Genomic DNA, 25,896 nt, shown 5'->3' with positions numbered 1-25,896 from the left:
CCGGCGCCCGCACGCTCGGGCGGGGGCTCGCCGGCATCCGCTCGCTGCTGCGCTTTCTGGAGCGGCGCGGCCTCGTCAATGCGGCGGGTGCTGCGGCACTGCGCGCGCCACGGCAGCCGAAGTCGCTGCCCAAGCCGCTGACGGCCAGCGATGCGAAACACGTCGTTTCGGTGGAAGGCCAGCTGGCGGAGGAACCCTGGATCGCCTCCCGCAACGCCGCCGTGCTGACGCTGCTCTACGGCTCGGGCCTGCGCATTTCCGAGGCGCTCGGCCTGTCCGGCGCCGATCTGTCGTCGCCTGATGAAACGGTGCTGCGCGTCACCGGCAAGGGCGGCAAGACGCGGCTGGTGCCGGTGCTGCCGGTCGCGCTGCGGGCGATCGCCCAGTACCGGCGGCTCTGCCCCTATCATCTCGATCCGAAGGGCCTGCTGTTTCGCGGCGCCCGCGGCGGGCCGCTCAACCCGGCTATCGTCCAGCGCGACATGGCCAAGCTACGCTCGGCGCTCAATCTGCCGGACACCGCCACGCCGCATGCGTTGCGCCATTCCTTCGCCACACACCTGCTTGGGCGCGGCGGCGATCTGCGCACCATCCAGGAACTCTTGGGCCACGCCAGCCTGTCGACGACGCAGATCTATACCGGCGTCGACACTGCGAGGCTGCTCGAAATTTATGAAGCGGCCCACCCGCGGGCGTAGCCGACGCATGATTTCGCAAAGTTGCAGCCAGGATATGCGCCGTGGAACGATGTCCGAGACAATTTTGCCGCGCCGGTTAACCGTTTCGCCGTTCTTTGTCTCTAAAAGCGAGCCATGAAACGCGTCCTTGCCATCGCCGACCGCACGGCCTTTGCTTCGCTAAAGCTGCTCGTCGCGCTGAACGTCCTGTTCTTCCTCACTTTCCTCGTCGTCGCGCTGCTCGCCGCCGGCAAGGCACGTGCTGAAACCCCGGTCTGCGCCGGCGCCGACATGCTGTCGGCCTTACAGAAGGACGACCCGGCCGCCTACCGCAAGATCGAGACGGAAGCGGCAGCGACACCGAACGGCAAGGGCCTGTTGTGGAAACTGGAAAAGGCGGGCGAAAGACCGTCCTTCCTGTTCGGCACCATGCACATGACCGACCCGCGCGTGACCACGCTGCCGCCCGCCGCGCAAAAGGCCTTTGACGCCGCCGACACTGTCGTCATCGAGACCACGGAAGTGGTCGACAAGCAGAAGATGATGGCGGCGTTCCTGAAAGAGCCCGAACTGATGATGTTCACCGACAGCACCACGCTGTCCTCGCTGCTGTCGCCGGAGGATGCGGCGGCGGTGAACAAGGCGCTCGACGCGCGCGGCATTCCACCGGCGAGCGTTGCCAAGATGAAGCCTTGGATGCTGTCGACCATGGTCGCGCTCCCGGCCTGTGAACTGGCCCGCCAGGCCGGCGGCACGCCGGTGCTCGACATCAAGCTTGCAGAGGACGCCAAAGCCTCAGGCAAGGCGGTCGATGGGTTGGAGACGGTCGCCGACCAGCTTCGCGCCATGGCCTCGCTGCCGCTTGCGTTTCACATGAAGGGCCTCGTCGACACGCTGAAGCTCGGCGACAGGGTGAACGACGTCAATGAAACCATGATCGTGCTTTACCAGCGCGGCGACACCGGCATGCTCTGGCCGCTGTTTCGTGCAGTCCTTCCCGGCGGCGAAGACGATTCGGCAAGCTATGCCGCCTTCGAGGAAATCATGATCACCAGCCGCAACAAGGTGATGATCGACCATGCCAGGCCGATCCTCGCCAAGGGCAACGTGTTCATGGCGGTCGGCGCCCTGCACCTGCCTGGCTCAGAGGGCCTGGTCGAGGATTTCCGCAGGGCCGGCTACACTGTCACCGCCGTCGACTAGTTGCACGGTTGAGTTGCGGGTCCGGCAAGGCGTGATTCGGGACGACGCTTTGCCCGAGTCGCCGGAGGTTTGTCTCCGTGCAGGACGGTCGAAAGGTCTAATTTGGCTCGATCACTGCGAGTTTTGCGAGTAAAGTGCTTGCAGACAAACGATTCTCGGCGAAGTATGCCCCGTCGTCGGCGTTTTCGATTCCTAGCGTGAAACCTGTTCAACGATTGCGCGTTGATGTGTGTTGATTGATACTTTTCATCCACGGAGGACACTTTTATGGCGAATCCAAACGACCCGTACACCACTCCGACCCCCCCTCCCAAGTCGGGTGGCGGCAGCACCGGCTGGCTGATTGCCCTGGTCGTCGTTATCCTGGCCATTGTCGCTTATTATATTTTTGGAACAAGCGGTGAGGCGCCAGAGCCTGGTGAACCGCCAGCTGCAACCACGCCGGCCCCGGCGCCAGCGCCCGCTGAACCGACGCCTGCCCCGGCCCCTGCAGAGCCTGCACCTGCCCCGGCGCCGGCAGAACCAGCGCCCGCTCCGGCGCCAGCAGAACCAGCTCCGGCGCCGGCTCCGGCACCCGCAGAGCCAGCACCTGCTCCGGCGCCCGCACCAGCCCCGCAGTGATCGGCTGCTGACTTCAAATACGAACGGCCCGCTGAAAAGCGGGCCGTTTTTGTTTGAGCCGTCAGATGGCTGCCGGAGTTCCTTGGGAAGGCCTACATGTGGATCGGCTTAAAGAAGGTCGCCAGTGCCGCTTCCTTCACCGCTTCCGACATCGTCGGATGGGCGTGGCAGGTGCGGGCAAGATCTTCCGACGAGCCGCCGAACTCCATCAGCACCGCCGCCTCGTGGATCATCTCGCCGGCGCCGAAGCCGACGATGTGGACGCCGAGCACGCGGTCGCTCTGCTTGTCCGCCAGGATCTTCACGAAGCCGTCGGTATGCAGCATGGCGCGCGCCCGGCCATTGGCGCTGAACGGAAACTTGCCGGCCTTGTAGTCGATGCCGGCCGACTTCAGCTCTTCCTCTGTTTTGCCCACCGAGGCGATTTCCGGACTGGTGTAGACGACGTTCGGGATCACCCCGTAATTCACATGGCCGGCCTGGCCGGCAATGATCTCGGCCACCGCCACGCCCTCGTCCTCGGCCTTGTGGGCGAGCATCGGCCCGGCGATGACGTCGCCGATGGCGTAGATGCCGGGGACATTGGTCGTGAGATGGCCGTCGGTCTTGACTCGGCCGCGCTCGTCGACCTCGACCCCGGCATCCTTCAGCCCGAGACTGTCCGAATAGGCCCGGCGTCCGGTCGCGATCAGCACCCCATCCGCCTCAACCGTCTCGGCCGCGCCGCCCTTGACCGGCTCGAAGGTGACGGTGGCGCCCTTTGTGGCCTTGGCGACACCGGTCACCTTGGCGCCGAGCCTGAATTCGATGCCTTGCTTGGACAGCATGCGCTGGAACTGTTTGGCGACCTCGCCGTCCATGCCGCCGAGAATGGTGTCGAGGAACTCAACGACGGTCACCTTGGCGCCGAGCCGCGCCCATACCGAGCCGAGCTCCAGCCCGATGACGCCGCCGCCGACCACCACCAGGTGGCCCGGCACCTTGCCCAGCGACAACGCGCCGGTCGACGACATGATTACCTTCTCGTCGATGTCGACCTTTACCCCCGGAATGCCGGCGACGTCGGAGCCGGTGGCGATGACGATGTTCCCGGTCTCGATCTCCTCGACCTTGCCGTCCTCGCCGGTCACCGACACTTTTCCGGCGGACAGGACCTTGCCGGTGCCGCGAAAGCTGTCGATCTTGTTCTTCTTGAACAGGAAGGCGACGCCGTTGACGTTGGACGCCACTGTCGCGTCCTTGTGCGCCATCATCTTTTCCAGATTGAGCTTCGGCTTGCTGATTTCGACGCCGAGTGTATCAAAGGAGTGGCCGGCCTCAGAAAAAATCTCGGAGGCATGCAGCAGCGCCTTGGACGGGATGCAGCCGATATTGAGGCAGGTGCCGCCGAAGGTCGGGTTCTTCTCGACCACCGCCGTTTTCAGGCCGAGCTGCGCCGCCTTGATGGCGCAGACATAGCCGCCTGGTCCCGATCCGATGATAACGACGTCATAAGCCATGATTTGTCCTTCTGGTCTGCACTCAGCCTTGGCTGGGATTAGCGGCCGCCGCCCACTTCCAAATTCGCGCCTGTCGTATAGGACGCCCCGTCCGACAGGAGCCAGAGAATTGCCGCGGCGACCTCTTCGGTGGTCCCCGCCCTTTGCATCGGCACGCCGTGACGCATCCTCTCGACGCGATCCGGCTGTCCGCCGGAGGCATGAATTTCGGTATCGACAATCCCTGGACTGACCGCGTTGACGCGAATGCCTTCGCCGGCTACCTCGCGCGCCAGGCCGATCGTGAAAGAATCGATCGCGCCCTTCGAGGCAGCGTAGTCGACATATTCGCCCGGCCCGCCAATTCTCGCTGCAATCGGGGAGACATTGACGATGGCGCCGCCGTTGCCGCCATGGCTGGTCGACATGCGCTTCACCGCTTCGCGGGCACAGAGCATGGGGCCAATGACGTTGATGCGCATCATGCGCTCCAGCCGTGCTCCGCTCATTTCGTCGACACGCGCCCTCTGGTCGACCACGCCAGCGTTGTTGACGAGCGCATCGAGCGGCCCGAAGACATGATCGATCCTCTCGAACATCGCCTGGATATCGGCCTCGCTGCCAACGTCGCCCTTGATGGCCAGCGCTTCGCCGCCGGCCTGTTCGATTGCCTCGACAAGCGCCGTGGCAGCAGCCTCATTCGATGCGTAGTTGATCGCAACACGGTATCCAGCCGTGACGGCAAGCCTGGATGTGGCAGCGCCGATGCCGCGGCCGCCGCCGGCCACCAGCAGCACTTTTTTGGCCGCGCTCATTCCTGACAGCCCCTCAACGAAAAAACATCCCACGGCACCATTGAAAACCCGTTGGCGCCATAGGCGGTCGACCTCTGCAGCGACGGTCCGAGGTCGGGAAAGATCAGGGTCTTCGGAGCATCTACCCCTTCGGCCGGCAACAGAGCGATGTTGCCCTTGTCATCCGCACTGTAGACGACCCCCTCCCACAGCGTGCAGGCGGCGAGCTCGTCGCCGGTGACGTCGCCTGTCGGGCATTTGTACATCAGCGAACCATGCGGCCGCGCCACGCCTTGCGTCCACATGACGATCCCGTCGAGAACGACATCGTTATCGAGCACCATCTTGAAGGTGTTGGTGACGACAGCCGATCCCACGGTCGGCCTGAAATCGATCTCGGCCGCACTTTCGGCATCGCCATAGACGGCGAGTTCGAGCGGGCATGCGGCAAAGGCTGCCGATCCCGCCTGCGCAATGCCGGCCGCGAGCACAGCTGCGAAAAACATTCCGGAGTGCAAACGAGAGGAACTCATTCGGTGGCGCAGATCCATTCTCCGGCTCACCTCGACCGGGCCTAGAGATCGAGCACCAGCCGTTCCGGATCCTCCAGGCTTTCCTTGACCCGCACCAGGAAGGTCACCGCTTCCTTGCCGTCGACGATGCGGTGATCGTAGGAGAGCGCCAGATACATCATCGGCCGGATCACGATCTGGCCGCCGACCACCACCGGCCGCTCCTGGATCTTGTGCATGCCCAGAATGCCCGACTGCGGCGCGTTGAGGATCGGCGTCGACATCAGCGACCCGTAAACGCCGCCGTTGGAAATCGTAAACGTGCCGCCCTGCATGTCGGCGACCGACAGCTTGCCATCACGCGCGGCGATGCCCAGCCTGCCGATATCTTTCTCGATCTCGGCTATTCCCATCTGGTCGGCATCGCGCACGACAGGCACGACGAGGCCTTTTTCGGTGCCGACTGCGACGCCGATATGGGCGTAGTTCTTGAAGATGATGTCGGTGCCGTCGATCTCGGCATTGACGGAAGGGATTTCCTTCAGCGCATGGGTGACGGCCTTGGTGAAGAAGCCCATGAAGCCCAGCTTCACGCCGTGCTTCTTCTCGAACACATCCTTGTATTTGCTCCTGAGCGCCATCACCGCGCTCATGTCCACCTCGTTGAAGGTGGTCAGCATGGCGGCGGTCGACTGCGCTTCCTTGAGGCGGCGGGCGATGGTCTGCCGCAGCTTGGTCATGCGCACCCGCTCTTCACGCGACGCGTCGTCGGCCGAGGACGGCGCACGGGCGGCGACCGGCGCAGGGGCCTTCGGCGTCTCGGAAGGCTGCGACGGAGCGCCCCTGGCGATCGCGTCGAGCACGTCGCCCTTGAGCACCTGGCCGCGCTTGCCGGAACCCGAGATCTGGTCGACCGCGAGATTGCTCTCGGCCAGCAGCTTCGCCGCCGCTGGCGCCGGCGGCATCGCGCGCGCCTCGATCGGCCCGGCATCGCCGGCGATCTTTGCGGTCTCGGCCGCGGCTTGCTTGACGGTGGCTGCGGCGGTCGGCGCCGAGGCCTGCGATACCGCGTCCTGCTTCGCTTCGGATGTTGACGGCTTCGCGGCTTCGGGTGCTGCCGCCTTTGCCCCGTTGCCCGCCGAAATCATGCCGAGCAAAGCACCGACTTCGACCGTCTCGCCTTCCTTGACGGCGATCTCGCTGAGCGTTCCTGCGGCCGCGGCCGGCACTTCGACCGTGACCTTGTCGGTTTCGAGCTCGACCAGCGGCTCGTCGGTGGCGATCGCGTCGCCCACCTTCTTGAACCATTTGCCGATGGTCGCCTCGGTGACGGATTCGCCAAGAGTGGGGACGCGGATTTCGGTAGCCATTGTGCCTGTCCGTTCTTCTGTCGGTTCTGTTCTATTCGCCGAACTCTGTTCTATTCACCGAGCGCGTCTTCGAGCAAGGCGGCAAGCTGGGCGAGATGCTTCGACATCAACCCGGTCGCCGGCGACGCGGCGGCCGGCCGGCCGGTATAGCGCACCCGCTGGTGCTTGGCGTCGATATGCGCCAGCACCCATTCCAGATACGGATCGATGAACGACCAGGCGCCCATATTCTTGGGCTCCTCCTGGCACCAGACCATCTCGGCGTTGCGGAAGCGTGACAGTTCGGTGATCAGCGCCTTGGCCGGGAACGGATAGAGCTGTTCGACGCGCAGCAGGTAGATGTCGTTGATGCCGCGCTTCTCGCGCTCCTCGTAGAGGTCGTAATAGACCTTGCCCGAGCAGAGCACGACGCGGCGAATCTTCGAATCCTTGGTGAGCTTGATCGCCTGGCCGGGGAGTTGCTGGGCATCGTCCCACAACAGCCGGTGGAACGCGCTTTCGCCCGACATCTCCGGCAGTGTCGACACCGCCCGCTTGTGGCGCAGCAGCGACTTCGGCGTCATCAGGATCAGCGGCTTGCGGAAATCCCGCTTCAACTGCCGGCGCAGGATGTGGAAGTAGTTGGCCGGCGTCGTGCAGTAGGCCACTTGCATGTTGTCTTCGGCGCAAAGCTGCAGGAATCGCTCGAGCCTGGCCGACGAATGTTCCGGCCCCTGGCCTTCATAGCCATGCGGCAACAGGCAGACGAGGCCCGACATTCTGAGCCACTTGCGCTCGCCCGACGAGATGAACTGGTCGAACACCACCTGGGCGCCGTTGGCGAAATCGCCGAACTGCGCTTCCCAAAGCGTCAGCGCCTTCGGCTCGGCCAGGCTGTAGCCATATTCGAAGCCGAGCACGGCCTCTTCCGACAGCATCGAGTTGATGACCTCGAAACCGGCCTGCGCCGCCGACAGATTGTTGAGCGGGATGTAGCGTGTCTCGTCGCGCTGGTCGTAGAGCACGGAGTGGCGTTGCGAGAACGTGCCGCGCTCCGAATCCTGTCCGGACAGCCGGACCGGATTGCCGTCGAGCAGGATGGCGCCGAAGGCCAGCGCCTCGGCCGTCGACCAGTCGATGCCTTCGCCCGACTCGATCGCCTGGCGGCGGTTCTCGAGAAACCGCATGATCGTCCTGTGCGCCTCGAATTCCTTCGGCACCTCGGTCAGCTTCTTGCCAATTTCCTTCAGCGTCTTGACCGGCACGGCGGTTTTGCCGCGCCGCTGTTCGTCCTGGTTGTCGGCTGTGCGCAGGCCCGACCAGGCGCCATCCAGCCAGTCGGCCTTGTTGGGCTTATAGTGCTGGCCGACCTCGAATTCCTGCTCGAGATGTGCCCGCCAGTCGGCCTTCAGCTTGTCGAATTCGGCCTGGCCGATATGGCCTTCGGCGATCAGCCGGTCGGCATAGATCTGCACCGTCGTCTTATGGTTGCGGATGTTGCGATACATGATCGGCTGGGTGAAGGCCGGTTCGTCGCCCTCATTGTGGCCGAAGCGGCGGTAGCAGAACATGTCGACCACGACAGGCTTGTGGAACCTCATGCGGAATTCGATGGCCACCTTGGTGGCATGGACCACGGCTTCCGGATCGTCGCCATTGACGTGGAAGATCGGCGCCTCGATCATCTTGGCGACATCCGACGGATAGGGCGACGAGCGCGAAAAGCGCGGGTTGGTGGTGAAGCCGATCTGGTTGTTGATGATGAAGTGCAGCGTGCCGGCGACGCGGTGGCCGCGCAAGCCGGACAAGCCGAGGATTTCGGCAATCACGCCCTGGCCGGCAAAGGCGGCGTCACCATGCAGGAGCAGCGGCAGCACCTTGGCGCGCTCTTCCAGCGGCACGATCTCTTCGCGGCTGCGGCCGAACAGAGAGTCCTGCTTGGCCCGCGCCTTGCCCATCACCACCGGATCGACGATTTCCAGGTGCGATGGATTGGCGGTCAGCGACAGGTGCACCTTGTTGCCGTCGAACTCGCGGTCCGACGAAGCACCGAGATGGTACTTCACGTCGCCCGAGCCCTCGACCTCGTCGGGCGCGGCCGAGCCGCCCTTGAACTCGTGGAAGATGGCGCGGTGCGGCTTGGCCATCACCTGGGAGAGCACGTTCAACCGGCCGCGATGCGCCATGCCGAGCACGATCTCCTTCATGCCGAGCTGGCCGCCGCGCTTGACGATCTGCTCCAGCGCCGGGATCAGCGCCTCGGCGCCGTCGAGGCCGAAGCGCTTGGTGCCCTTGTACTTGACGTCGATGAACTGCTCGAAGCCTTCCGCCTCGACCAGCTTCTGCAGGATCGCCTTTTTGCCGGCGGCGGTGAAGGAGATCTCCTTGTCGGTGCCCTCGATGCGCGCCTGGATCCAGGCCTTCTCCTCGGGATCGGAAATATGCATGAACTCGACGCCGAGCGTCGAGCAATAGGTGCGGGTCAGGATGTCGAGCATCTGCCGGATGGTGCCGAATTCGAGCCCGAGCACATTGTCGAGGAAGATCGGGCGGTCGTAGTCGGCTGATGTGAAGCCGTAGTTTTCCGGCGACAGCTCGTTGTAATCCTCGAGCTTGGCGATGCCGAGCGGGTCGAGATTGGCGTGCAAATGGCCACGCATGCGGTAGGCGCGGATCATCATGATGGCGCGCACTGAATCGCGCGTCGCCTGATGGACGTCGGCGTCGGACAGGGCGACGCCGTTCATCACCGCCCTGTTCTGGACCTTCTTCTCGATGTGCTTCTCGACGATGCCCCAATCGCCGTCGAGCGCCGACACCAGTTCGCCATTGGCCTGCAGCGGCCACGAGGGCTTGGCCCATGAGGCGCCCTTGGCATTCTTGCGGACATCGCCGGCATCGTCCTTCAGCGCCGCGAAAAAATCCTGCCATTCGGGATCGACCGAAGCGGGATCGTCCTCATAGGCGGCGTAGAGCGCGTCGATATAATCGGCATTGCCGCCATAGAGGAAAGAGGTAAGCGAAAATTGGTCGTTGGCCTGATCTTGTCTTGCCATTTTTTCCGCGGAGCCTGGCTCCGTCTCCTGTTTTGGAGGGGAGTAGGGCAGTAAGGCAGTAGGGCAGTAGGGAGAACCAGGCACTTGCCATCGTTCGTCCCGTTCTTCCTATTCCCCTACTCCCATACTGCCCTACTCCCTTACTGCCTTAACCTTTTATGGCTTCGACCAGCGTCGTGCCGAGCCGAGCCGGCGACGGCGAAACCTTTATTCCGGCCGATTCCATCGCCGCGATCTTGTCCTCGGCGCCGCCCTTGCCGCCGGAAATCACCGCGCCTGCGTGACCCATGGTGCGGCCGGCCGGGGCCGTGCGCCCGGCGATGAAACCGGCCATCGGCTTCTTGCGGCCACGCTTGGCTTCGTCCTTGAGGAACTGCGCGGCGTCTTCCTCGGCCGAGCCGCCGATCTCGCCGATCATGATGATCGACTGTGTCTCGTCGTCGGCGAGGAACATCTCCAGCACGTCGATGAACTCCGTGCCTTTGACGGGGTCGCCACCGATGCCGACGGCGGTGGTCTGGCCGAGACCGACATTGGTGGTCTGGAATACCGCCTCATAGGTAAGCGTTCCCGAGCGGGAAACAACGCCGACCGAGCCCTTGCGGAAGATGTTGCCGGGCATGATGCCGATCTTGCATTCGTTGGGTGTCAGGACGCCGGGGCAGTTGGGACCGATCAGCCGCGATGTCGAGCGGTCGAGCCGCGCCTTGACCTTGATCATGTCGATCACCGGGATGCCCTCAGTGATGCAGATGATCAGCGGGATTTCGGCTTCGATCGCCTCCAGGATCGCCTCGGCGGCGCCTGCCGGCGGCACATAGACGACAGATGCATTGGCGCCGGTCTTCGCCTTGCCTTCAGCGACGGTGGAAAAGATCGGCAAGCTCTCGCCCGCGGCGCCGGTCCACGTCTCGCCACCCTTCTTCGGGTGGATGCCGCCGACCATTTTTGTCCCGTGATAGGCCAGCGCCTGTTCGGTATGGAACGTGCCGGTCTTGCCGGTCAGGCCCTGCACGAGCACCTTGGTGTTCTTGTCGACGAGAATGGACATTTTTTAGCGACCTGATCAGTGAGTGCGGAAGGGGTTGACGGCGACCACGGATCCGTAGGCCTGCCCGTGGTTGAGGTCTTCGGTGTAAAGTGTCTTGACGCCAAGGCGCTCGGCGGCGGCGATGATTGCGCCATACTCCGCGCGCTTGGAATCGTGTCCGATGGCGGCACAGACGAGAATGTTCGTGTCGAGGCGGCACTCAGCGGTCATGGAGAGCTGCCCGGTTCCAAGTCTTGCTGCCCATGTCGCCTGAAGCCTCGTAGGCAAGCCTAAGCAGGGCTTGCCGAGCCCCGTCGTTGGCATGGCGCTTCGCGGCCACTGTCGCGAAAAACTCCCGCACCAAGGCGTCGACGGTCGTGCCCTGTTCAGCGGCCGTCAGCTTGACCTGCTCCAGAACCTCGTCTTCGACCGCCAGAGTGATGTTCTTCATTTCTCTTCCCCGCACAAGCTCCCTAAAGCCGCTTGAGATCGGCGACTGTGAGGTCGCTCTTGGCGTTGCCGGTGTTGAGCGTCGTCGCCGGCTCGAACATCAGCACCACCGGCTGTTCGCTCAGCGAGCGCGGCCGGTGCTCAATGGTGCGCGGCACGACGATGAACTCGCCGCTGCCAAGCTCCACCGTGCCGTCGCGAAAATCGATGGCGATGCGGCCGCGCAGCACCAGGAAGGCTTCGTCCTCGTCGTCATGCGCGTGCCAGTCGAAGACGTCACCGAATTTGGCGATCTTGACCTGGGCGTCGTTGACGTCGCCGGCGATATGCGGATCGAAAACCTTTTTGATCTTCTGATCCGCCGCCTCGACCAGGTTTATCTTGTGCGGAGGCACCAGATCAGCCCTTCACCGCCGCCACGATTTTCTTGGCTGCGTCGTCTAGGTCGTCGGCCGAGACGACGTTGAGCCCGCTGTCGTTGATGATCTTCTTGCCGAGCTCGGCATTGGTGCCTTCCAGCCGCACCACCAGCGGCACTTGCAGACCGACTTCCTTGACCGCCGCGATAACGCCCTCGGCAATGATGTCGCACTTCATGATGCCGCCGAAGATGTTGATCAGGATGCCTTTGACCGCCGGGTCCTTGGTGATGATCTTGAACGCCGCCGTCACCTTCTCCTTCGACGCACCGCCGCCGACGTCGAGGAAGTTGGCGGGCTCGGCGCCGTAGAGCTTGATGATATCCATCGTCGCCATGGCGAGGCCGGCGCCGTTGACCATGCAGCCGATATTGCCGTCGAGCGCGACGTAGGCGAGGTCGTATTTCGACGCCTCGATCTCCTTCTCGTCCTCTTCGGTGATGTCGCGCAGCTCCATCACGTCGGGATGGCGGAACAGCGCGTTGTTGTCGAACGACACTTTTGCGTCGAGCACGCGCAACCGGCCATTCTTCATGACGATCAGCGGGTTGACTTCGAGCAGGCTCATGTCCTTCTCGACGAAAGCTTTGTAGAGGATCGGGAACAACGTCTCGCCGTCCTTGGCGGCGTCGCCGTCGAGCTTCAGCGCGCCGTTGAGTTCTTTCAAATCATCCGCCGTTATGCCTTTTTCCGGGTCGATGGCGACGGTGATGATCTTTTCCGGCGTGTCGTGGGCGACCGCCTCGATGTCCATGCCGCCCTCGGTCGAAACGACGAAGGCGATGCGACCGACGGAGCGGTCGACCAGCAGCGACAGATAGAGCTCGCGCTCGATGTCGGCGCCATCCTCGATGTAGAGGCGGTTGACCTGCTTGCCCGCCGGGCCGGTCTGCTTGGTGACCAGCGTGTGGCCAAGCATTTCCTTGGCGTTGGCGACCACTTCGGCCACCGATTTCGCCAGCCTGACGCCGCCCTTGGCGTCGGGGCCGAGTTCCCTGAACTTGCCCTTGCCGCGACCGCCGGCATGGATCTGGCTTTTTACCACATAGAGCGGGCCGGGCAGTGCCTTGGCGGCAGCTTCCGCCTCGCTTGCCCCAAACACCGGCACGCCTTCGGCCACCGGTGCGCCAAAGCCCTTCAGCAGCGCCTTGCCCTGATATTCATGGATGTTCATGCGCGTTGTCTCCAGATCACTTTACTGGCGGGTCACTTGGCGGCGGATCATTTGGCGGCGAGTTGCGGAGCGATCTTGACGCAAGCCTCGCACAGGCCCTGCACCGCCGCCACCGAATTGTCGAACATCTTCTGCTCGGCCTTGCCGAGCTCGATCTCGATGACGCGCTCGACACCGCCGGCGCCGATCACCACCGGCACGCCGACATAGGTGTTCTTGACACCATACTGGCCGGAGAGATGCGCAGCACAGGGCAGCACGCGCTTCTTGTCCTTGAGATAGGCTTCGGCCATGGCGATCGCCGAGGCGGCCGGTGCGTAGAAGGCCGAGCCGGTCTTGAGCAGGCCGACGATCTCGGCGCCGCCGTCGCGGGTGCGCTGCACGATCTGGTCGAGCTTTTCCTTCGAGGTCCAGCCCATCTTGATGAGGTCGGGCAGCGGGATGCCGGCGACCGTCGAATAGCGGATCATCGGCACCATGGAATCGCCATGGCCGCCGAGCACGAAGGCGGTGACATCCTCGACCGACACCTTGAATTCTTCGGCCAGGAAATAGCGAAAGCGCGAACTGTCGAGCACGCCGGCCATGCCCACGACATGGCTCTTCGGCAGGCCGGAAAACTTCTGCAGCGCCCAGACCATGGCGTCGAGCGGGTTGGTGATGCAGATGACGAAGGCTTTCGGCGCGTATTTCTTGAGACCCGCGCCAACCTGCTCCATGACCTTCAGATTGATGCCGAGAAGGTCGTCGCGGCTCATGCCCGGCTTGCGCGGCACACCGGCGGTGACGATGCAGACGTCGGCACCCTCTATGCCGGCATAATCGTTGACGCCGGTCAGCCTCGAATCGAACCCATCGACCGGCGACGACTGCGCGATATCCAGCCCTTTGCCTTGCGGGATGCCCTCGGCGATATCGAACAGCACAACGTCGCCGAGATCCTTGAGGCCGATCATGTGGGCGAGCGTGCCGCCGATCATGCCCGAGCCGATGAGCGCTGTCTTGTTGCGTGCCATGTCAGGATGTTTTCCCTTTAGACTGTGACGGCGCCCAAATCCCTTAACGAATTGGATGACGGCGTCGAGGAAGGAGGCCGGAATGCAGCGGGGAAGCCGCAAGGATTTCGCCGCACCCAATAGCCCCGGCGCATAAAATATTCAAACGATTATTTTGGAGTGAGATTTTTCAATCGGTTAGATGGATTGGGATTTACGTAAACGTCAAAAGAATTGAGCCGACTTGGGAAAGTTACGCATTGAAGATGGAAATAGGAAGGCTGTTTTCCGGCGATGACGCCCTTGTGATGCGGGTCGCCGAAGATGTGTTCGATGAACCCGTCAGGCTGGATCGGTTGGCAGCGTATCTCCGCGAACCCGGTCATTTCATGATCGTGGCATTGGCCGATGGCACAGTCGTCGGCCAATGCGCGGCCGTCATCCACCGCCACCCGGACAAGGTGAGCGAACTCTGAAGTCGGCGTGCGCCGGCCTTCCAGCGCCAGGCCATAGCGACGAAGATGCTCGACGCCATGTTTGAGCTCGGCCGGGAGCATGGCTGCGAGGAGGCCTGGGTCGGCACCGAGCCGGACAATGTGGCGGCCCAGGCGCTTTATGAGTCGCGCAAGGAGCCGCACGGGCCGGCGGAGGCGTTCGTCATGTATGTGTATCGACTATAGACGCCGGCGGGACAGCGCCCCCCTCTGTCCTGCCGGACATCTCCCCCACATGGGGGGAGATCGGCGGTTTTGACGACGGGCCTCTTCCACAACGCTGGAAACTGGCGAAGGTCGAGGCGACATCTGATCTCCCCCCTTGAGGGGCCCTTGGGGTTCAGGCCCGAACCTGCCTCGCCTCCGCAGGCACCACCCGCGCCTTCTGCCTCTCCACCCAGTCTTCCAGCCATTCGTGGCTCTGCATCTCGATCAGCCGCGACGCGGTGCGCTCAAACTCGAAGACCTCGTTGCCGCGCCTAGCCGTATACAGCTCCGCTGGCGGTGCGGCGGCGCTCACCACCAGCCGCACATGATGGTCGTAGAGCGTGTCGATCAGCAGGATGAAGCGCTTCGCCTCGTTGCGCATGCCTTCGCCAAGCACCGGCACATGATCGATGAAGACGGTCGAGAAGCGGCTGGCAATCGCCAGGAAATCGCGGGCACCGAGCGGGTTTTCGCAGAGATCGGCAAATGAAAACCGCGCCGCTTCGCCGGCGGCGCGCGGCACGACGACCTGCCGGCCCTTTACCGTCAGGGCCGCTGCCTGCGTCGGCCTGCCATGCGTCATCACTTTCCAGGCCTCGTCGAGGACAGCATCGGCCGCGGCATCGGCAGGGGTGACATAGACCGGCAGGCGGCTGAGCTTGTCCAGCCGATAGTCCTTGTCGGCATCGAGGGCAATCACCTGCGCATGCCGCTCCAGGATTCCGATGAAGGGAAGGAAAAGCTTGCGGTTCAAGCCGTCGCCGTAGAGATCCTGCGGCGCGACATTGGACGTGGCGACCAGCACGACGCCGTTGGCAAACAGCGCCGAGAACAGCCGCGACAGGATCATGGCATCGGCGATGTCGGTGACGGAAAACTCGTCGAAGCACAGCACCCAGGCTTCCTCGGCCAACGCGCGGGCCACCGGCGCGATCGGGTCGTCTTCCCTGACGGTGCCCTCTTTACGCGCCTGCCGGTGCTTCTGGATGCGGTCTTGCACATCGGCCATGAAGTCGTTGAAATGCACACGGCGCTTGCGCCGGACCGGCACCAGCTCGAAGAACATGTCCATCAGCATGGTCTTGCCACGGCCGACGCCGCCGTGGATATAGAGGCCCTTGACGGCCTCGCGCGTCTCGCGCTTGCGAGCGAACAGCCAGCCCAGCGCGCTCGATTTGTGCGCCAGCCGTTTTGCCGAAATCTCGTCGATCAACCGATCGAGTGCCGCGACGACCCGCTCCTGCGCCGGATCGCGGTCGATCACGCCCGTATCGACCCAATGGTCGTAACGCTGCCGGACGGTCGCATGGGTCTGAAGGCCGTCACGCAGATGCATCGGTCACGTCGTTCCGGAGCAATTCCAAGAAAAATGTGTAGCGGTTTTCTGTCCGGAATTGCGTAAAAACAAAAGAGAGCAATTCCGGGAAAAGCGTGTAGCGGTTTTCGGAATCGCGTAAAAACAATAAGGGCGGGCGGGTCAGCCTCTTGTAAGCGAGATCGGCAGGCCGTTGGAAGTCTGGCCGTCGAATTTCTCTCCGCCCGAGGAATAGAGCCGTGCCAGCGTGCCGCCGTTCGCGTCGTACAGCGTCAACTGCTTGCCGGCGACGTTCCAGGATTTGATGCCGTCGATCGGTGCCGGGCAATGCAGTGGTCCAGCCCGATAGCCGGAGCCGAATTTGGTTTGCGGCGTCGCCACCTGGCAGCTCTGGCCGGACACGCTGGCCTTCCACACGCCGGCGACGCTGCTTGCGGTAAGATCCGGGGCTCCGGCCGGAGCCGTTCCGTCCGGCGGCAGCGAGGCGACCTGCGGGTTTAGCGTGCCTTGCGGCGCCGTCGGAAATTTCGACGGGTCGGCGGTGCCAGGCGACGCCGGCGGCGGCAGCTGGTTTGCGGTCACCGTGCCGGAGGGCGCGGCTTGCAGCGGCGCCGGCTGCTGGTCCATCGGCGAGAACCGTGACGTTGAACAGCCGCTCGCAAAGAGCGCGGCCAGCGATACGGCAAGCAGACCGGTTTTCGAAAAATTCATTTCAAACCTCCGTCGGATCCGGCCGGGCTGCCGTCCGCACAATATCCCCCTTACCAAGACGGAGAAGGTGGCAAAATTTCAACCCTGTATAGTTAAAATAGCATTTGCGGCGGCACCTGTTGCAACTTTGCCACAAATGCGTGCCGCCCGAAAACCTGTCCTGGGGGTCTGACGCGAGACTGCGCAGCGGTTTGCCAGGACAGGCCTGCCCCTGGCGTCCGGCCGCCAAATGCTTGCGCCAGCCCGCTTCGGTCCTATCTCTGATGAAACCGAACCTTGCCGGAGGCGAAATCTTGGCTGCGAGGAAAAGGGCGGCCAACCGCTACTATAGCGGGCCGCCCAGCGATCATTTCGACGGCACCTTGTTCTTCAATCCCAACGGCAAGTTGCCTGCCCGCTTTTCCGATCTTTTGAAGTGGCAGCTGGGCGGCGAACGCTCGAAATGGCCGTCGGCGAATCCAAGTCCGTTTCATCAGGCGACACCGGCCAAACGGGTCGACGGCTCCGAACTGAGGCTGACCATGGTCGGCCATTCCACGCTGCTCATCCAGACAGCCGGCCTGAACATCCTCACCGACCCGGTCTGGTCGCGGCGCGCCTCGCCGCTCCCCTTTGCCGGGCCGAAACGGGTCAATCCGCCCGGCATCGCCTTTTCCAGTCTGCCGCCGATCGATCTCGTATTGGTCAGCCATAACCACTACGACCATCTGGACCTCGCTACGCTGAAGCGGCTGAAGACAAAGCATGACCCGCTGGTGCTGACGCCGCTCGGCAACGACGCCATCATCGACGATGGCGTTCCCGGAATGCGGCTTTCCGTGCATGACTGGGGCGAGCGGGTCGAGATCGGCAACGACGTCGCCGTCCATGTCGAGCCGGTGCACCACTGGTCGGCGCGCGGCACCCGCGACCGGCGCATGGCGCTGTGGGCGGGTTTTGTGGTCCAGACGCCGGGCGGGAAGGTCTATTTCGCCGGCGACACCGGTTTCCACGATGGCATCAACTACCGGCTGATGGCCGCAAGGCACGGCGGCTTCCGCCTCGCCATCCTGCCGATCGGCGCCTACGAGCCGCGCTGGTTCATGGCGCCACACCACCAGAACCCGGAGGAGGCGGTGCAAGGCATGCTGTTGTGCAACGCCGCCTATGCCGCCGGCTGCCATTGGGGCACGTTCCGGCTCACCAACGAGCCGATCGACGAGCCGGCAAGAAAGCTGGGTGAGGCCCTCAACGATCAAGGTGTCCCGCAAGAACGCTTTCGCGCCCTGCGTCCCGGCGAAGTCTGGGACGTGCCGGCGCTCTAGGCTGGCGACCCCTCAGAGGCCCCCGGGGGAACCCGGGACGTCGTAAACGCGTTGGTGGTGGTCCACAACCGTCGGCTGCGAGGGATTTCCGATGATCAAATGGATTGTGATTCTTCTGATAATCGCGGCCGCGGCCAGCCTGCTCGGCATGCCGGCATTGGCCGGAGCCGCCGCCACCGGCGCCCGCATTCTCATCGGCATTGTGTTGATCATCTTCCTGCTGGTCATGCTTGGCGTCTTGGCGGTGGCATAGACCGCATCCGCCCGAAAATCGGATCGATTTTCAGGAAGCACGATGCGCAGGTTTAAAAATGTCAGTGCGTACTTTGTGCGTCCAAGTCGACGCACGTCGCGCTGGCGTCTCGCACTGGTAATTCCGGCCGCTATCCGCCATATAGGCGCCAAACCGGCATGAGACCTTTCGAACCATGGCAAGCACTGCGCTCTTCGCCAAGATGAACGGCATCGGCAACGAAATCATCGTTGCCGACATGCGTGGTCGCGCCGACCGGGTGGCGCCGGCTGCCGCCCTTGCGCTCAATGCCGATGCCGCGACGAAGTTCGATCAGATCATGGCGATCCACGACGCCAGAACGCCGGGCACTGCCTTTTTCATCGACATCCTGAATTCCGACGGAACCGGCGCGCAGGCCTGCGGCAACGGCATGCGCTGCGTGGTGCAGGCGCTTGCCGCCGAGACCGGCCAGAAGACATTCGCCTTCGAGACCGTCGCCGGCATCCTCAACGCTGAAGAACATGCCGACGGGCTGATCTCGGTCGACATGGGCAAGCCGCATTTCGGCTGGCAGGATATTCCGCTCGCCGAGGAATTCCGCGATACCCGCATGATCGAGCTGCAGGTCGGCCCGATCGACGCGCCGGTGCTGCACTCGCCCTCGGTCGTGTCGATGGGCAATCCGCACGCCATCTTCTGGGTCGACCGCGACGTCTGGTCCTATGAGCTCGACCGCTTCGGTCCGCTGCTCGAAAACCACCCGATCTTCCCCGAACGCGCCAACATCACCATCGCGCGGGTGACCTCGACCGAGACGATGGTCATCCGCACCTGGGAGCGCGGCGCCGGCCTGACCAAGGCCTGCGGCACAGCGGCCTGTGCCGCCGCCGTCGCTGCCGCGCGCACCAGGCGGACCGGACGCAGCGTCTCCCTGGTGACGCCCGGCGGCGGCTCCTTGCATGTCGAGTGGCGCGGCGACGACCACGTCATCCTCACCGGCGCCGCCGAATGGGAATTTTCCGGCAGCTTCGACCCGGCGACCGGCGTGTGGGCCCGCGACACCGAAAGCGCCGCCTGATGGCTCCCCTTGCCAAGAAGGGTCCCGCTCTTTCCGGGAATCCCGTTTTCTCCAAGGGTATTGACGTCGTCACCTTCGGCTGCCGGCTGAACACCTACGAATCCGAGGTGATGCGGCGAGAGGCGGAAAGCGCCGGCCTTGGCGCGCTGGAAGGCGGCGCCATCATCTTCAACACCTGCGCCGTCACCGGCGAGGCGGTGCGCCAGGCGAAACAGTCGATCCGCAAGGCCCGCCGCGAGAACCCGCAGGCCCGCATCATCGTCACCGGCTGCGCCGCGCAGACCGAGCCGCAGAATTTCGTCGCCATGGACGAGGTCGATCTCGTCCTTGGCAATGAGGAAAAGCTGAAGGCGCATTCCTATCGCGCGCTGCCGGATTTCGGCGTCAACGACACCGAGAAGGCTCGCGTCAACGATATCTTTTCGGTGCGCGAGACGGCCGGCCACATGGTCGACGCCATCGAAGGCCGGGCGCGGGCGTTCGTCCAGGTTCAGAACGGCTGCGACCACCGCTGCACCTTCTGCATCATCCCCTATGGCCGCGGCAATTCGCGCTCGGTGCCGATGGGCGCCGTGGTCGAGCAGGTCAAGCGGCTGTGCGGCAATGGCTATGCCGAGATCGTGCTGACCGGCGTCGACATGACCAGTTTCGGCGCCGACCTGCCGGGTAGCCCGAAACTCGGCAAATTGGTCAAGACAATCCTGAAGCAGGTGCCTGACGTGAAACGCCTGCGCCTTTCCTCGATCGATTCGATCGAGGCTGACGACGATCTGCTCGACGCCATCGCCACCGAGCCTCGGCTGATGCCGCATCTGCATCTGTCGCTGCAGTCCGGTGACGACATGATCCTGAAACGGATGAAGCGCCGGCACAACCGGGATCAGTCGATCCGTTTTTGCCAGGATTTGCGCAAATTGCGTCCCGGTATCGTCTTCGGCGCCGACATCATCGCCGGCTTCCCGACCGAGACGGACGCCATGTTCGAAAAATCGCTGGAGATCGTCGAGGAATGCGGGCTGACGCATCTCCACGTTTTTCCGTTTTCGCCGCGCGAAGGCACCCCCGCCGCGCGCATGCCGCAGCTTCGCCGCGAACTGGTCAAGCAGCGTGCGGCACGGCTGCGCGCCGCCGGTGACACCGCCTATCGCAGCCACCTTTCCTCGCTCGCCGGAACACGCCAGTCGATCCTGATCGAGCGCGACGGGCTCGGCCGCACCGAAGGGTTTACGCTTGCCGCGATCTCCGAGGGTGCGCCGGGCGAAATCGTTAAGGCCGATATCGCCGGCGATGACGGTGTCAGACTGATCGCGGCGCCGCTTGCCGCCCGCGCCGCCTGAGACGCAAGAACATGGCTGGTTTTCTCAAGAAGATATTTTCGTTCGGCAAGAAGGAAGTGGTCGAGGAGCGGATCGACGAGACCGCACCGCTGCCGCCGATCAAATGGGACGCGCTCGAGGCACTGAAACCGGCGGCCGAGCAAGCCGTTCCGGAATTTTTGAAACGCGAAGAGCCTTGGCCCGAAGCTGCGCCTCCGGCACAGCCGGTGCCTGTTGAAGAGGCCGAGCCTGCTCAGCCGGAGCCTGATCCGGTCGAAGAGCCAGAGCAGATTCCGGCTGCTCCCGTCATTCCCGAGCCAACTCCGGAGCCGCAGGACGTTCCTGAGCCCGAGCAGCCGGAAATCGCCCCGAAGAAACAACCCGAACCTGCGTCCGTCGAAGCGTCCACTCAGCTTCCATCATCAGCGGCTGGCGCCGCCCCTCATCCGCCTGCCGGCACCTTCTCCCCGTATAGGGACGGGGAGAAGGGTGCTGATCGCGCCGCCGGAACCACTCCCGCAGAGGCCGAGGAAGAAGCGGCTGCGCTGACGCCCCCCTCTCCCCGTCCTTCACGGGGAGAGGGTAAGGGTGAGGGGCAGCGCGGACCTGCGCAAGATGCCGCACCGACGGCCGAAATCCCGCCCCCCATTCGCCAGCCAGCGCCGATCGAGGCGAAGCCGGTCCTTACCGAGATCGCGCCCGAACCTGAAGCCATTCCAGCGCCCCACCCTCGCCTCGATGGGGAGGGTCGCCGCGAAGCGGCGGGGTGGGGTGACAGCGCCGGCGCCAGCGCCAGTCACCCCCACCCCCGAGCTTCGCTCGGGACCTCGGCCATCGAGGCGGAGGTAAAGCGCGAGCCCGTTCCACAACCGCCGCCGGAGCCAAAGCCGGCTCCCGGCAAGGTCACCGTCACCAGGAAGGTCGAGCAGAGAGCCGAACCGCAGAAGGCGCCGGAACCGGCACCGAAACGCTCGTGGTTCCAGCGCATGAAGGAGGGGCTCGCCCGCTCTTCCCGGGAACTGTCAGGCAACATCGCCGGCGTCTTCACCAAGCGCAAGCTCGACGAGGACACGCTGCAGGATCTGGAGGACGTGCTGATCCGCGCCGATCTCGGCATGGAGACGGCTTTGCGCATCACCGATTCGCTGGCTGCCAGCCGCTACGGCAAGGACGTCTCCGAGACGGAAGTCCGCGCCATCATGGCGACCGAGGTGGAGAAGGTGCTGACCCATGTCGCCTTGCCGCTGGAGCTCGACCTCAGCCACAAGCCGCATGTCATCCTTGTCGTCGGCGTCAACGGCACCGGCAAGACCACGACCATCGGCAAGCTGGCGGCAAAGCTCACCGACGGCGGCCTGTCGGTGATGCTCGCCGCCGGCGACACGTTCCGTGCCGCCGCGATCGAGCAATTGAAGATCTGGGGCGAGCGCACCAAGTCGCCGGTCATCGCCTCGAAGCTTGGCGCCGACGCCGCCGGCCTCGCCTACGATGCCTTCGAACAGGCCAGGCAAGCCGGCTCCGACGTGCTGATCATCGACACCGCCGGGCGGCTGCAGAACAAGACCGAGCTGATGGCGGAACTCGAAAAGATCGTCCGGGTGCTGGGCAAGCTCGATCCGGAGGCGCCGCACACCGTGCTGCAGACGGTCGACGCCACCACCGGCCAGAACGCGCTCAATCAGGTCGAGATCTTCCGCAATGTCGCCGGCGTCAACGGCCTGGTGATGACCAAGCTGGACGGCACGGCACGCGGCGGTATTCTGGTGGCGATTGCGGCAAAGCATAAATTGCCGGTTTATTTCATCGGCGTCGGCGAACAGGTCGACGACCTCGAACCATTCTCCGCAAGCGAGTTCGCCAGGGCGATCGCTGGAGTGGCGTAACAAGCTTGATCCCAAAAAGTTGCAGACTTTTGGACCAGGATCATGCGCAAGAAGGAAAGCCTATGAACCCGCGCATCCTCGAACGCGACCCGTCCGACCCGCAGAAACAGAAGAAGGAAGGCGTCAATCCTCTGCTCAAGCTGGTGCTGGAGCTCGGCCCGTTGATGGTGTTCTTCTTCGCCAACGCCCGTGGCGCATGGCTGTCGCAGAAGTTTCCGGTGCTGGCCGAATTCGGCGGACCGATCTTCGTCGCCACCGGCCTGTTCATGGCCGCGACCGCGATCGCGCTGGCCGCGTCCTGGCTGCTCACCCGCACCTTGCCGATCATGCCGATGGTGTCGGGCGTCGTCGTCTTCGTCTTCGGCGCGCTGACGCTCTACCTGCAGGACGACATCTTCATCAAGATGAAGCCGACAATCGTCAACATGCTGTTCGGCGGCGTGCTGCTCGGCGGCCTGTTCTTCGGCAAGTCGCTGCTCGGCTACGTCTTCGATTCGGCCTTCAGCCTCGATGCCGAGGGCTGGAAGAAACTCACCTTCCGCTGGGGCCTGTTTTTCCTGTTCCTGGCCCTTGTCAACGAAGTGGTCTGGCGGAATTTTTCCACCGACGCCTGGGTTACCTTCAAGGTCTGGGGCATCATGCCGATCACCCTTCTTTTCACCTTCAGCCAGATGCCGCTGATCATGCGCCATTCGCTTGAAGGCAAGACCGGAACGGAAGGGAAGCCCGGCAAGTAACGATTTTAAGGAGAGGGCATGGAATTCGTCACCACGCGCGAAGAGCTGAGAACGATCTACAAGACGCCTCGGCCGACCGACGGCTCGATCCGCAAGGAACTGAAGGCGCTGGATGGCCACGGCCGTTCCTTCATCGGCAAAAGCCCCTTCGTGCTGATTGGCTCCTCGGACGGCGCCGGCAATGCCGATGTGACGCCGAAGGGCGATAGGCCGGGCTTTGCCGCCGTGCTCGACGAGAAGACCATCGCCATCCCCGACCGGCCAGGCAACTACCGGCTCGACACGCTGGAGAACATTCTTCTCAACCCTTCGGTCGGGCTGCTCTTCCTCATCCCGGGCATGAACGAGACGCTGCGCGTCAACGGCGACGCCCGCATCACCGTCGATGCGGCTTTGCGCGAGCGGCTCGCCGTCGACGGCAAGGAACCGCAAAGCGTCGTCCTGGTGACGGTCAAGGCCGCCTACATGCATTGCGCCAAGGCTTTCATGCGCTCCGATCTGTGGAAGCCGGAAACCTGGTACGACCGCGCGACGCTGCCGACGCTCGGCCAGATCCTGCGCGACCAGCTGGCGCTTGCCGATTCGGCCGAGGCGACCGACCGCTGGCTGGACGAAGAATACAAACACACCATGTGGTAGTGTGCCGACCACGAATCGTCCAAGCTGATCTCCATTCCTTTGCTCAACATCCTTGCAATCTCTGGCAGCCTGCGCGCCGCCTCAACCAATTCAGCGTTGACCGCGGGTTTGGCGCAAAATGCGCCGACCGGCTGCCGCGTCATCGTCTATGACGGGCTAGGCCGCTTGCCGATTTTCAATCCGGATGACGAAGGCGAGCGGACGCCACCGCAAGCATCCGCGCTGATCGACGCGGTCACCGCCGCTGACGGTGTGATCGTCTCCTGCCCTGAGTATGCCCATGGGGTGCCGGGCGGGCTGAAGAACGCGCTCGACTGGCTGGTGTCGCGCGACGCCGCTGTCGCCAAGCCGGCCATGCTGGTGCACGCCTCGCCGCGCTCGCTGTTTGCCCGCGCGGCTCTGGCCGAGATCATGCGCACCATGTCTTTCGCGCTTTTTGAAGACACCGCGCTCGAAATCGCCCTGCTCGGCAAGAGGCCACCGGAGGTGGACAAAATCCTATCGGAGCCGGCAAGCCAACTGGCAATGCACAACGCCATTTCGGCCTTCGCCGATTTCATCCGGTCGCGTTAAGCGGCGGCCACCGTGCTTTCGTTGTCCCGGGGCGGAGCGAACGCTAAGGGCGTCGGCGACAAAGCTGCCGATCTCCCCCTACGTGGGGGAGATGCCCGGCAGGGCAGAGGGGGGCGCTGTCCCGCAGCCTCTCGCAAACTTCCTTCCGTCTCAACGTCTCGACATTGGTCTCGCCGCCGAACCAGTCGCGCGCAGCGACCTCTTCGAAAACCCCGCGGCCGCTCAAAATGTCTTTGCGCCGTTGACCATCAGCCGGACCATGTAGAGCGAGGTCGTGCCGGCGATGTAGAGGCAGTTCAGCTTGTTGCCGCCGAACACGCAATTGGCGACGACTTCCGGCACCTTGATCTTGCCGATCAGCGTCCCGTCCGGATCGTAGCAATGGATGCCGTCGGCGGCACTGGTCCAGATGCGCCCCTGGTCGTCGAGCCTGAAACCATCGAACAGGCCGGCCGTGCAATCGGCGAAGACCTTTCCGCCTGAGACCTTCTTGCCGGCCCCGTCGACATCGAACACCCGCATATGCGCCGGATTCTGCGCGCCATGCGTGCGACCGGTATCGACGACATAGAGCTTGCTCTCGTCGAGCGAGAAGGCAAGCCCGTTGGGCCTGACCATGTCGGTGATCACCGCTTCGATCTCGCCGGTGCCGGGGTCGGCCCGGTAGACATGGCAGGCGCCGATCTCGCTCTCGGCCTTCTCGCCCTCATAATCCGTATCGATGCCGTAGGTCGGGTCGGTGAACCAGATCGAACCGTCGGACTTGACCACCGCATCGTTGGGCGAGTTCAGCCGCTTGCCGCGCCATTTGTCGGCGATGGTGGTGATCGAGCCGTCATGCTCGGTGCGGCTGACGCGGCGGCCCGAATGCTCGCAAGTGACCAGCCGGCCCTGCCGGTCGACGGTGTTGCCGTTGGAATTGCCCGACGGCTGGCGGAACACGCTGACGCTGCCGTCGGTCTCGTCGTAGCGCAGCATCCGGTTGTTGGGGATGTCGGACCAGACCACATAACGGCCGGCCGCAAACCAGGCCGGTCCTTCGGCCCACCGGCATCCGGTGAACAGCTTGTCCACCTGCGCATTGCCGTTGAACAGCCGCGCAAAGCGTGGATCGAGAATTTCGTAGTCTTCGGCGGCCATGGTTTTCTCCCGGGTCGTGCAAATCGTTGGTGCCGGCGCGATCAAGCCAGCCGGCGATCGATATGGCAAGATCGTTGATACCGGTCTCACCGCATCTTGACGGAGACGGGCAACGCCGCCCTTGCACAGATGGCAAAACCCAAATGACCGCCCATGCGCCGTTAACCGGCTATGCGCCCAGCGCAATGGTGCATTGCAACATCTTCTTTTTGCGATGCACCATAACTATGTCATGCTGCGTATCGATCAGGGAGGAACAACCTGCCGCAACAATGCGGCACAGAAGGAACCTCGCTATGATTCTCGACAGCCTAATGAGCCGCGCTCGCACCAGCATCGCCAAGCGCCGGCAATACAACCGCCTCATCGCCGAAATCGATTCGTTTTCCAGCCGCGATCTGGCCGACATGCGCGCCGACCGCAGCGAAATGCTCTACCAGGTCCACAAGCAGGTCTACGGCTGAATCTTCGGTCGACCTATCACGTTCGTAATCCTTGGGCGTAAC

Annotated in this window: 27 protein-coding genes; 13 read left to right on the top strand and 14 right to left on the bottom strand. The window is 63.6% G+C overall.

Annotated elements, in window-relative coordinates; all coding sequences use genetic code 11:
* Positions 1–698 (top strand): tyrosine recombinase XerC (locus X738_RS76825; protein WP_023803374.1); only part of this gene is annotated, 698 nt, incomplete at its 5' end.
* Positions 699–812: 114 nt separating this feature from the next.
* Positions 813–1,880: a TraB/GumN family protein gene (locus tag X738_RS76820; RefSeq protein WP_023803373.1), complete on the top strand. Its 1,068-nt coding sequence runs from the start codon at positions 813–815 to the stop codon at positions 1,878–1,880.
* Positions 1,881–2,593: 713 nt separating this feature from the next.
* Here the strand turns inward: X738_RS76820 and lpdA are convergent.
* The 11 genes from lpdA to mdh all read right to left on the bottom strand — a co-directional run bounded on the left by lpdA (position 2,594) and on the right by mdh (position 13,779).
* Positions 2,594–4,000: a dihydrolipoyl dehydrogenase gene (lpdA, locus tag X738_RS76810; RefSeq protein ID WP_023803371.1), complete on the bottom strand. Its 1,407-nt coding sequence runs from the start codon at positions 3,998–4,000 to the stop codon at positions 2,594–2,596.
* Positions 4,001–4,038: 38 nt separating this feature from the next.
* On the bottom strand, positions 4,039–4,794 hold the full coding sequence (locus X738_RS76805; RefSeq protein ID WP_023803370.1) for an SDR family oxidoreductase: 756 nt from the start codon (positions 4,792–4,794) through the stop codon (positions 4,039–4,041).
* Positions 4,791–5,279: a hypothetical protein gene (locus tag X738_RS76800; protein WP_023803369.1), complete on the bottom strand. Its 489-nt coding sequence runs from the start codon at positions 5,277–5,279 to the stop codon at positions 4,791–4,793. Before X738_RS76800 ends, X738_RS76805 begins: the two co-directional genes overlap by 4 nt.
* A 68-nt stretch (positions 5,280–5,347) precedes the next feature.
* Positions 5,348–6,655, bottom strand: coding sequence for a 2-oxoglutarate dehydrogenase complex dihydrolipoyllysine-residue succinyltransferase (odhB, locus tag X738_RS76795; protein ID WP_023803368.1), 1,308 nt, complete (start codon positions 6,653–6,655; stop codon positions 5,348–5,350).
* 50 nt (positions 6,656–6,705) lie between these two features.
* Entirely contained in the window at positions 6,706–9,690 is a 2,985-nt protein-coding gene (locus X738_RS76790) for a 2-oxoglutarate dehydrogenase E1 component (protein WP_023803367.1), read from the bottom strand.
* Between the two features lie 148 nt (positions 9,691–9,838).
* Entirely contained in the window at positions 9,839–10,741 is a 903-nt protein-coding gene (gene sucD, locus X738_RS76785) for a succinate--CoA ligase subunit alpha (RefSeq protein ID WP_023803366.1), read from the bottom strand.
* A gap of 15 nt (positions 10,742–10,756) precedes the next feature.
* Positions 10,757–10,951 (bottom strand): hypothetical protein, encoded by a 195-nt coding sequence (locus tag X738_RS76780; RefSeq protein ID WP_023803365.1) that lies wholly within the window; start codon positions 10,949–10,951, stop codon positions 10,757–10,759.
* Positions 10,941–11,171, bottom strand: a complete 231-nt coding sequence (locus X738_RS76775) for a hypothetical protein (protein WP_023803364.1) — start codon at positions 11,169–11,171, stop codon at positions 10,941–10,943. The genes X738_RS76780 and X738_RS76775 overlap by 11 nt, the downstream gene beginning before the upstream one ends.
* 22 nt (positions 11,172–11,193) lie before the next feature.
* Positions 11,194–11,565, bottom strand: a complete 372-nt coding sequence (locus tag X738_RS76770) for a cupin domain-containing protein (RefSeq protein WP_023803363.1) — start codon at positions 11,563–11,565, stop codon at positions 11,194–11,196.
* Between the two features lie 4 nt (positions 11,566–11,569).
* Positions 11,570–12,763 carry an ADP-forming succinate--CoA ligase subunit beta gene (gene sucC / locus X738_RS76765; protein WP_023803362.1) on the bottom strand — a complete coding sequence of 398 codons (1,194 nt, stop codon included), beginning with the start codon at positions 12,761–12,763 and terminating at the stop codon, positions 11,570–11,572.
* A gap of 47 nt (positions 12,764–12,810) precedes the next feature.
* A complete protein-coding gene (gene mdh, locus X738_RS76760) occupies positions 12,811–13,779 on the bottom strand; it encodes a malate dehydrogenase (protein ID WP_023803361.1) in 969 nt (322 codons plus the stop codon).
* A 239-nt stretch (positions 13,780–14,018) separates the two neighbouring features.
* Here mdh and X738_RS87815 point away from each other — a divergent pair, with 239 nt between their 5' ends.
* A complete protein-coding gene (locus X738_RS87815; RefSeq protein WP_245277842.1) occupies positions 14,019–14,234 on the top strand; it encodes a hypothetical protein in 216 nt (71 codons plus the stop codon).
* Positions 14,235–14,279: 45 nt separating this feature from the next.
* A complete protein-coding gene (locus X738_RS87810; RefSeq protein WP_023803359.1) occupies positions 14,280–14,438 on the top strand; it encodes a GNAT family N-acetyltransferase in 159 nt (52 codons plus the stop codon).
* Positions 14,439–14,592: 154 nt separating this feature from the next.
* On the opposite strand, the gene zapE is transcribed toward X738_RS87810, so the two are convergent.
* Together zapE and X738_RS76745 are read right to left on the bottom strand one after the other, a co-directional pair.
* Complete coding sequence (gene zapE / locus X738_RS76750; RefSeq protein WP_023803358.1) at positions 14,593–15,795, bottom strand: cell division protein ZapE; 1,203 nt, start codon at positions 15,793–15,795, stop codon at positions 14,593–14,595.
* Positions 15,796–15,936: 141 nt separating this feature from the next.
* Positions 15,937–16,485 carry a protease inhibitor Inh/omp19 family protein gene (locus X738_RS76745; protein ID WP_023803357.1) on the bottom strand — a complete coding sequence of 183 codons (549 nt, stop codon included), beginning with the start codon at positions 16,483–16,485 and terminating at the stop codon, positions 15,937–15,939.
* 293 nt (positions 16,486–16,778) lie between these two features.
* Between X738_RS76745 and X738_RS76740 the strand changes: the two genes are divergently transcribed.
* The 8 genes from X738_RS76740 (at position 16,779) to X738_RS76705 (ending at position 24,250) form a co-directional block, all read left to right on the top strand.
* Positions 16,779–17,789 (top strand): MBL fold metallo-hydrolase, encoded by a 1,011-nt coding sequence (locus X738_RS76740; protein ID WP_031256807.1) that lies wholly within the window; start codon positions 16,779–16,781, stop codon positions 17,787–17,789.
* Between the two features lie 91 nt (positions 17,790–17,880).
* Entirely contained in the window at positions 17,881–18,042 is a 162-nt protein-coding gene (locus X738_RS82015; protein ID WP_023803355.1) for a DUF1328 family protein, read from the top strand.
* A gap of 175 nt (positions 18,043–18,217) precedes the next feature.
* On the top strand, positions 18,218–19,102 hold the full coding sequence (dapF, locus tag X738_RS76730) for a diaminopimelate epimerase (RefSeq protein WP_023803354.1): 885 nt from the start codon (positions 18,218–18,220) through the stop codon (positions 19,100–19,102).
* Positions 19,102–20,439: a tRNA (N(6)-L-threonylcarbamoyladenosine(37)-C(2))-methylthiotransferase MtaB gene (gene mtaB / locus X738_RS76725; protein WP_023803353.1), complete on the top strand. Its 1,338-nt coding sequence runs from the start codon at positions 19,102–19,104 to the stop codon at positions 20,437–20,439. The genes dapF and mtaB overlap by 1 nt, the downstream gene beginning before the upstream one ends.
* 11 nt (positions 20,440–20,450) lie before the next feature.
* Positions 20,451–22,301: a signal recognition particle-docking protein FtsY gene (gene ftsY / locus X738_RS76720; RefSeq protein ID WP_023803352.1), complete on the top strand. Its 1,851-nt coding sequence runs from the start codon at positions 20,451–20,453 to the stop codon at positions 22,299–22,301.
* 62 nt (positions 22,302–22,363) lie between these two features.
* Positions 22,364–23,038, top strand: a complete 675-nt coding sequence (locus tag X738_RS76715; RefSeq protein WP_023803351.1) for a septation protein A — start codon at positions 22,364–22,366, stop codon at positions 23,036–23,038.
* A gap of 18 nt (positions 23,039–23,056) precedes the next feature.
* Positions 23,057–23,677: a pyridoxamine 5'-phosphate oxidase family protein gene (locus X738_RS76710; RefSeq protein ID WP_023803350.1), complete on the top strand. Its 621-nt coding sequence runs from the start codon at positions 23,057–23,059 to the stop codon at positions 23,675–23,677.
* Positions 23,678–23,716: 39 nt separating this feature from the next.
* Complete coding sequence (locus X738_RS76705; protein ID WP_023803349.1) at positions 23,717–24,250, top strand: NADPH-dependent FMN reductase; 534 nt, start codon at positions 23,717–23,719, stop codon at positions 24,248–24,250.
* Between the two features lie 222 nt (positions 24,251–24,472).
* Here X738_RS76705 and X738_RS76700 read toward each other — a convergent pair whose 3' ends face one another.
* Complete coding sequence (locus tag X738_RS76700; RefSeq protein ID WP_023803348.1) at positions 24,473–25,390, bottom strand: SMP-30/gluconolactonase/LRE family protein; 918 nt, start codon at positions 25,388–25,390, stop codon at positions 24,473–24,475.
* 143 nt (positions 25,391–25,533) lie between these two features.
* On the opposite strand from X738_RS76700, the gene X738_RS86695 reads away from it, so the two are divergent.
* Positions 25,534–25,854: a hypothetical protein gene (locus X738_RS86695; protein WP_210163897.1), complete on the top strand. Its 321-nt coding sequence runs from the start codon at positions 25,534–25,536 to the stop codon at positions 25,852–25,854.
* Positions 25,855–25,896 lie beyond the last annotated feature (42 nt).

The organism is Mesorhizobium sp. L48C026A00 (assembly GCF_000502375.1).
Classification (GTDB): Bacteria; Pseudomonadota; Alphaproteobacteria; order Rhizobiales; family Rhizobiaceae; genus Mesorhizobium; species Mesorhizobium muleiense.
This window is presented reverse-complemented; position numbering and strand designations above follow the sequence as displayed.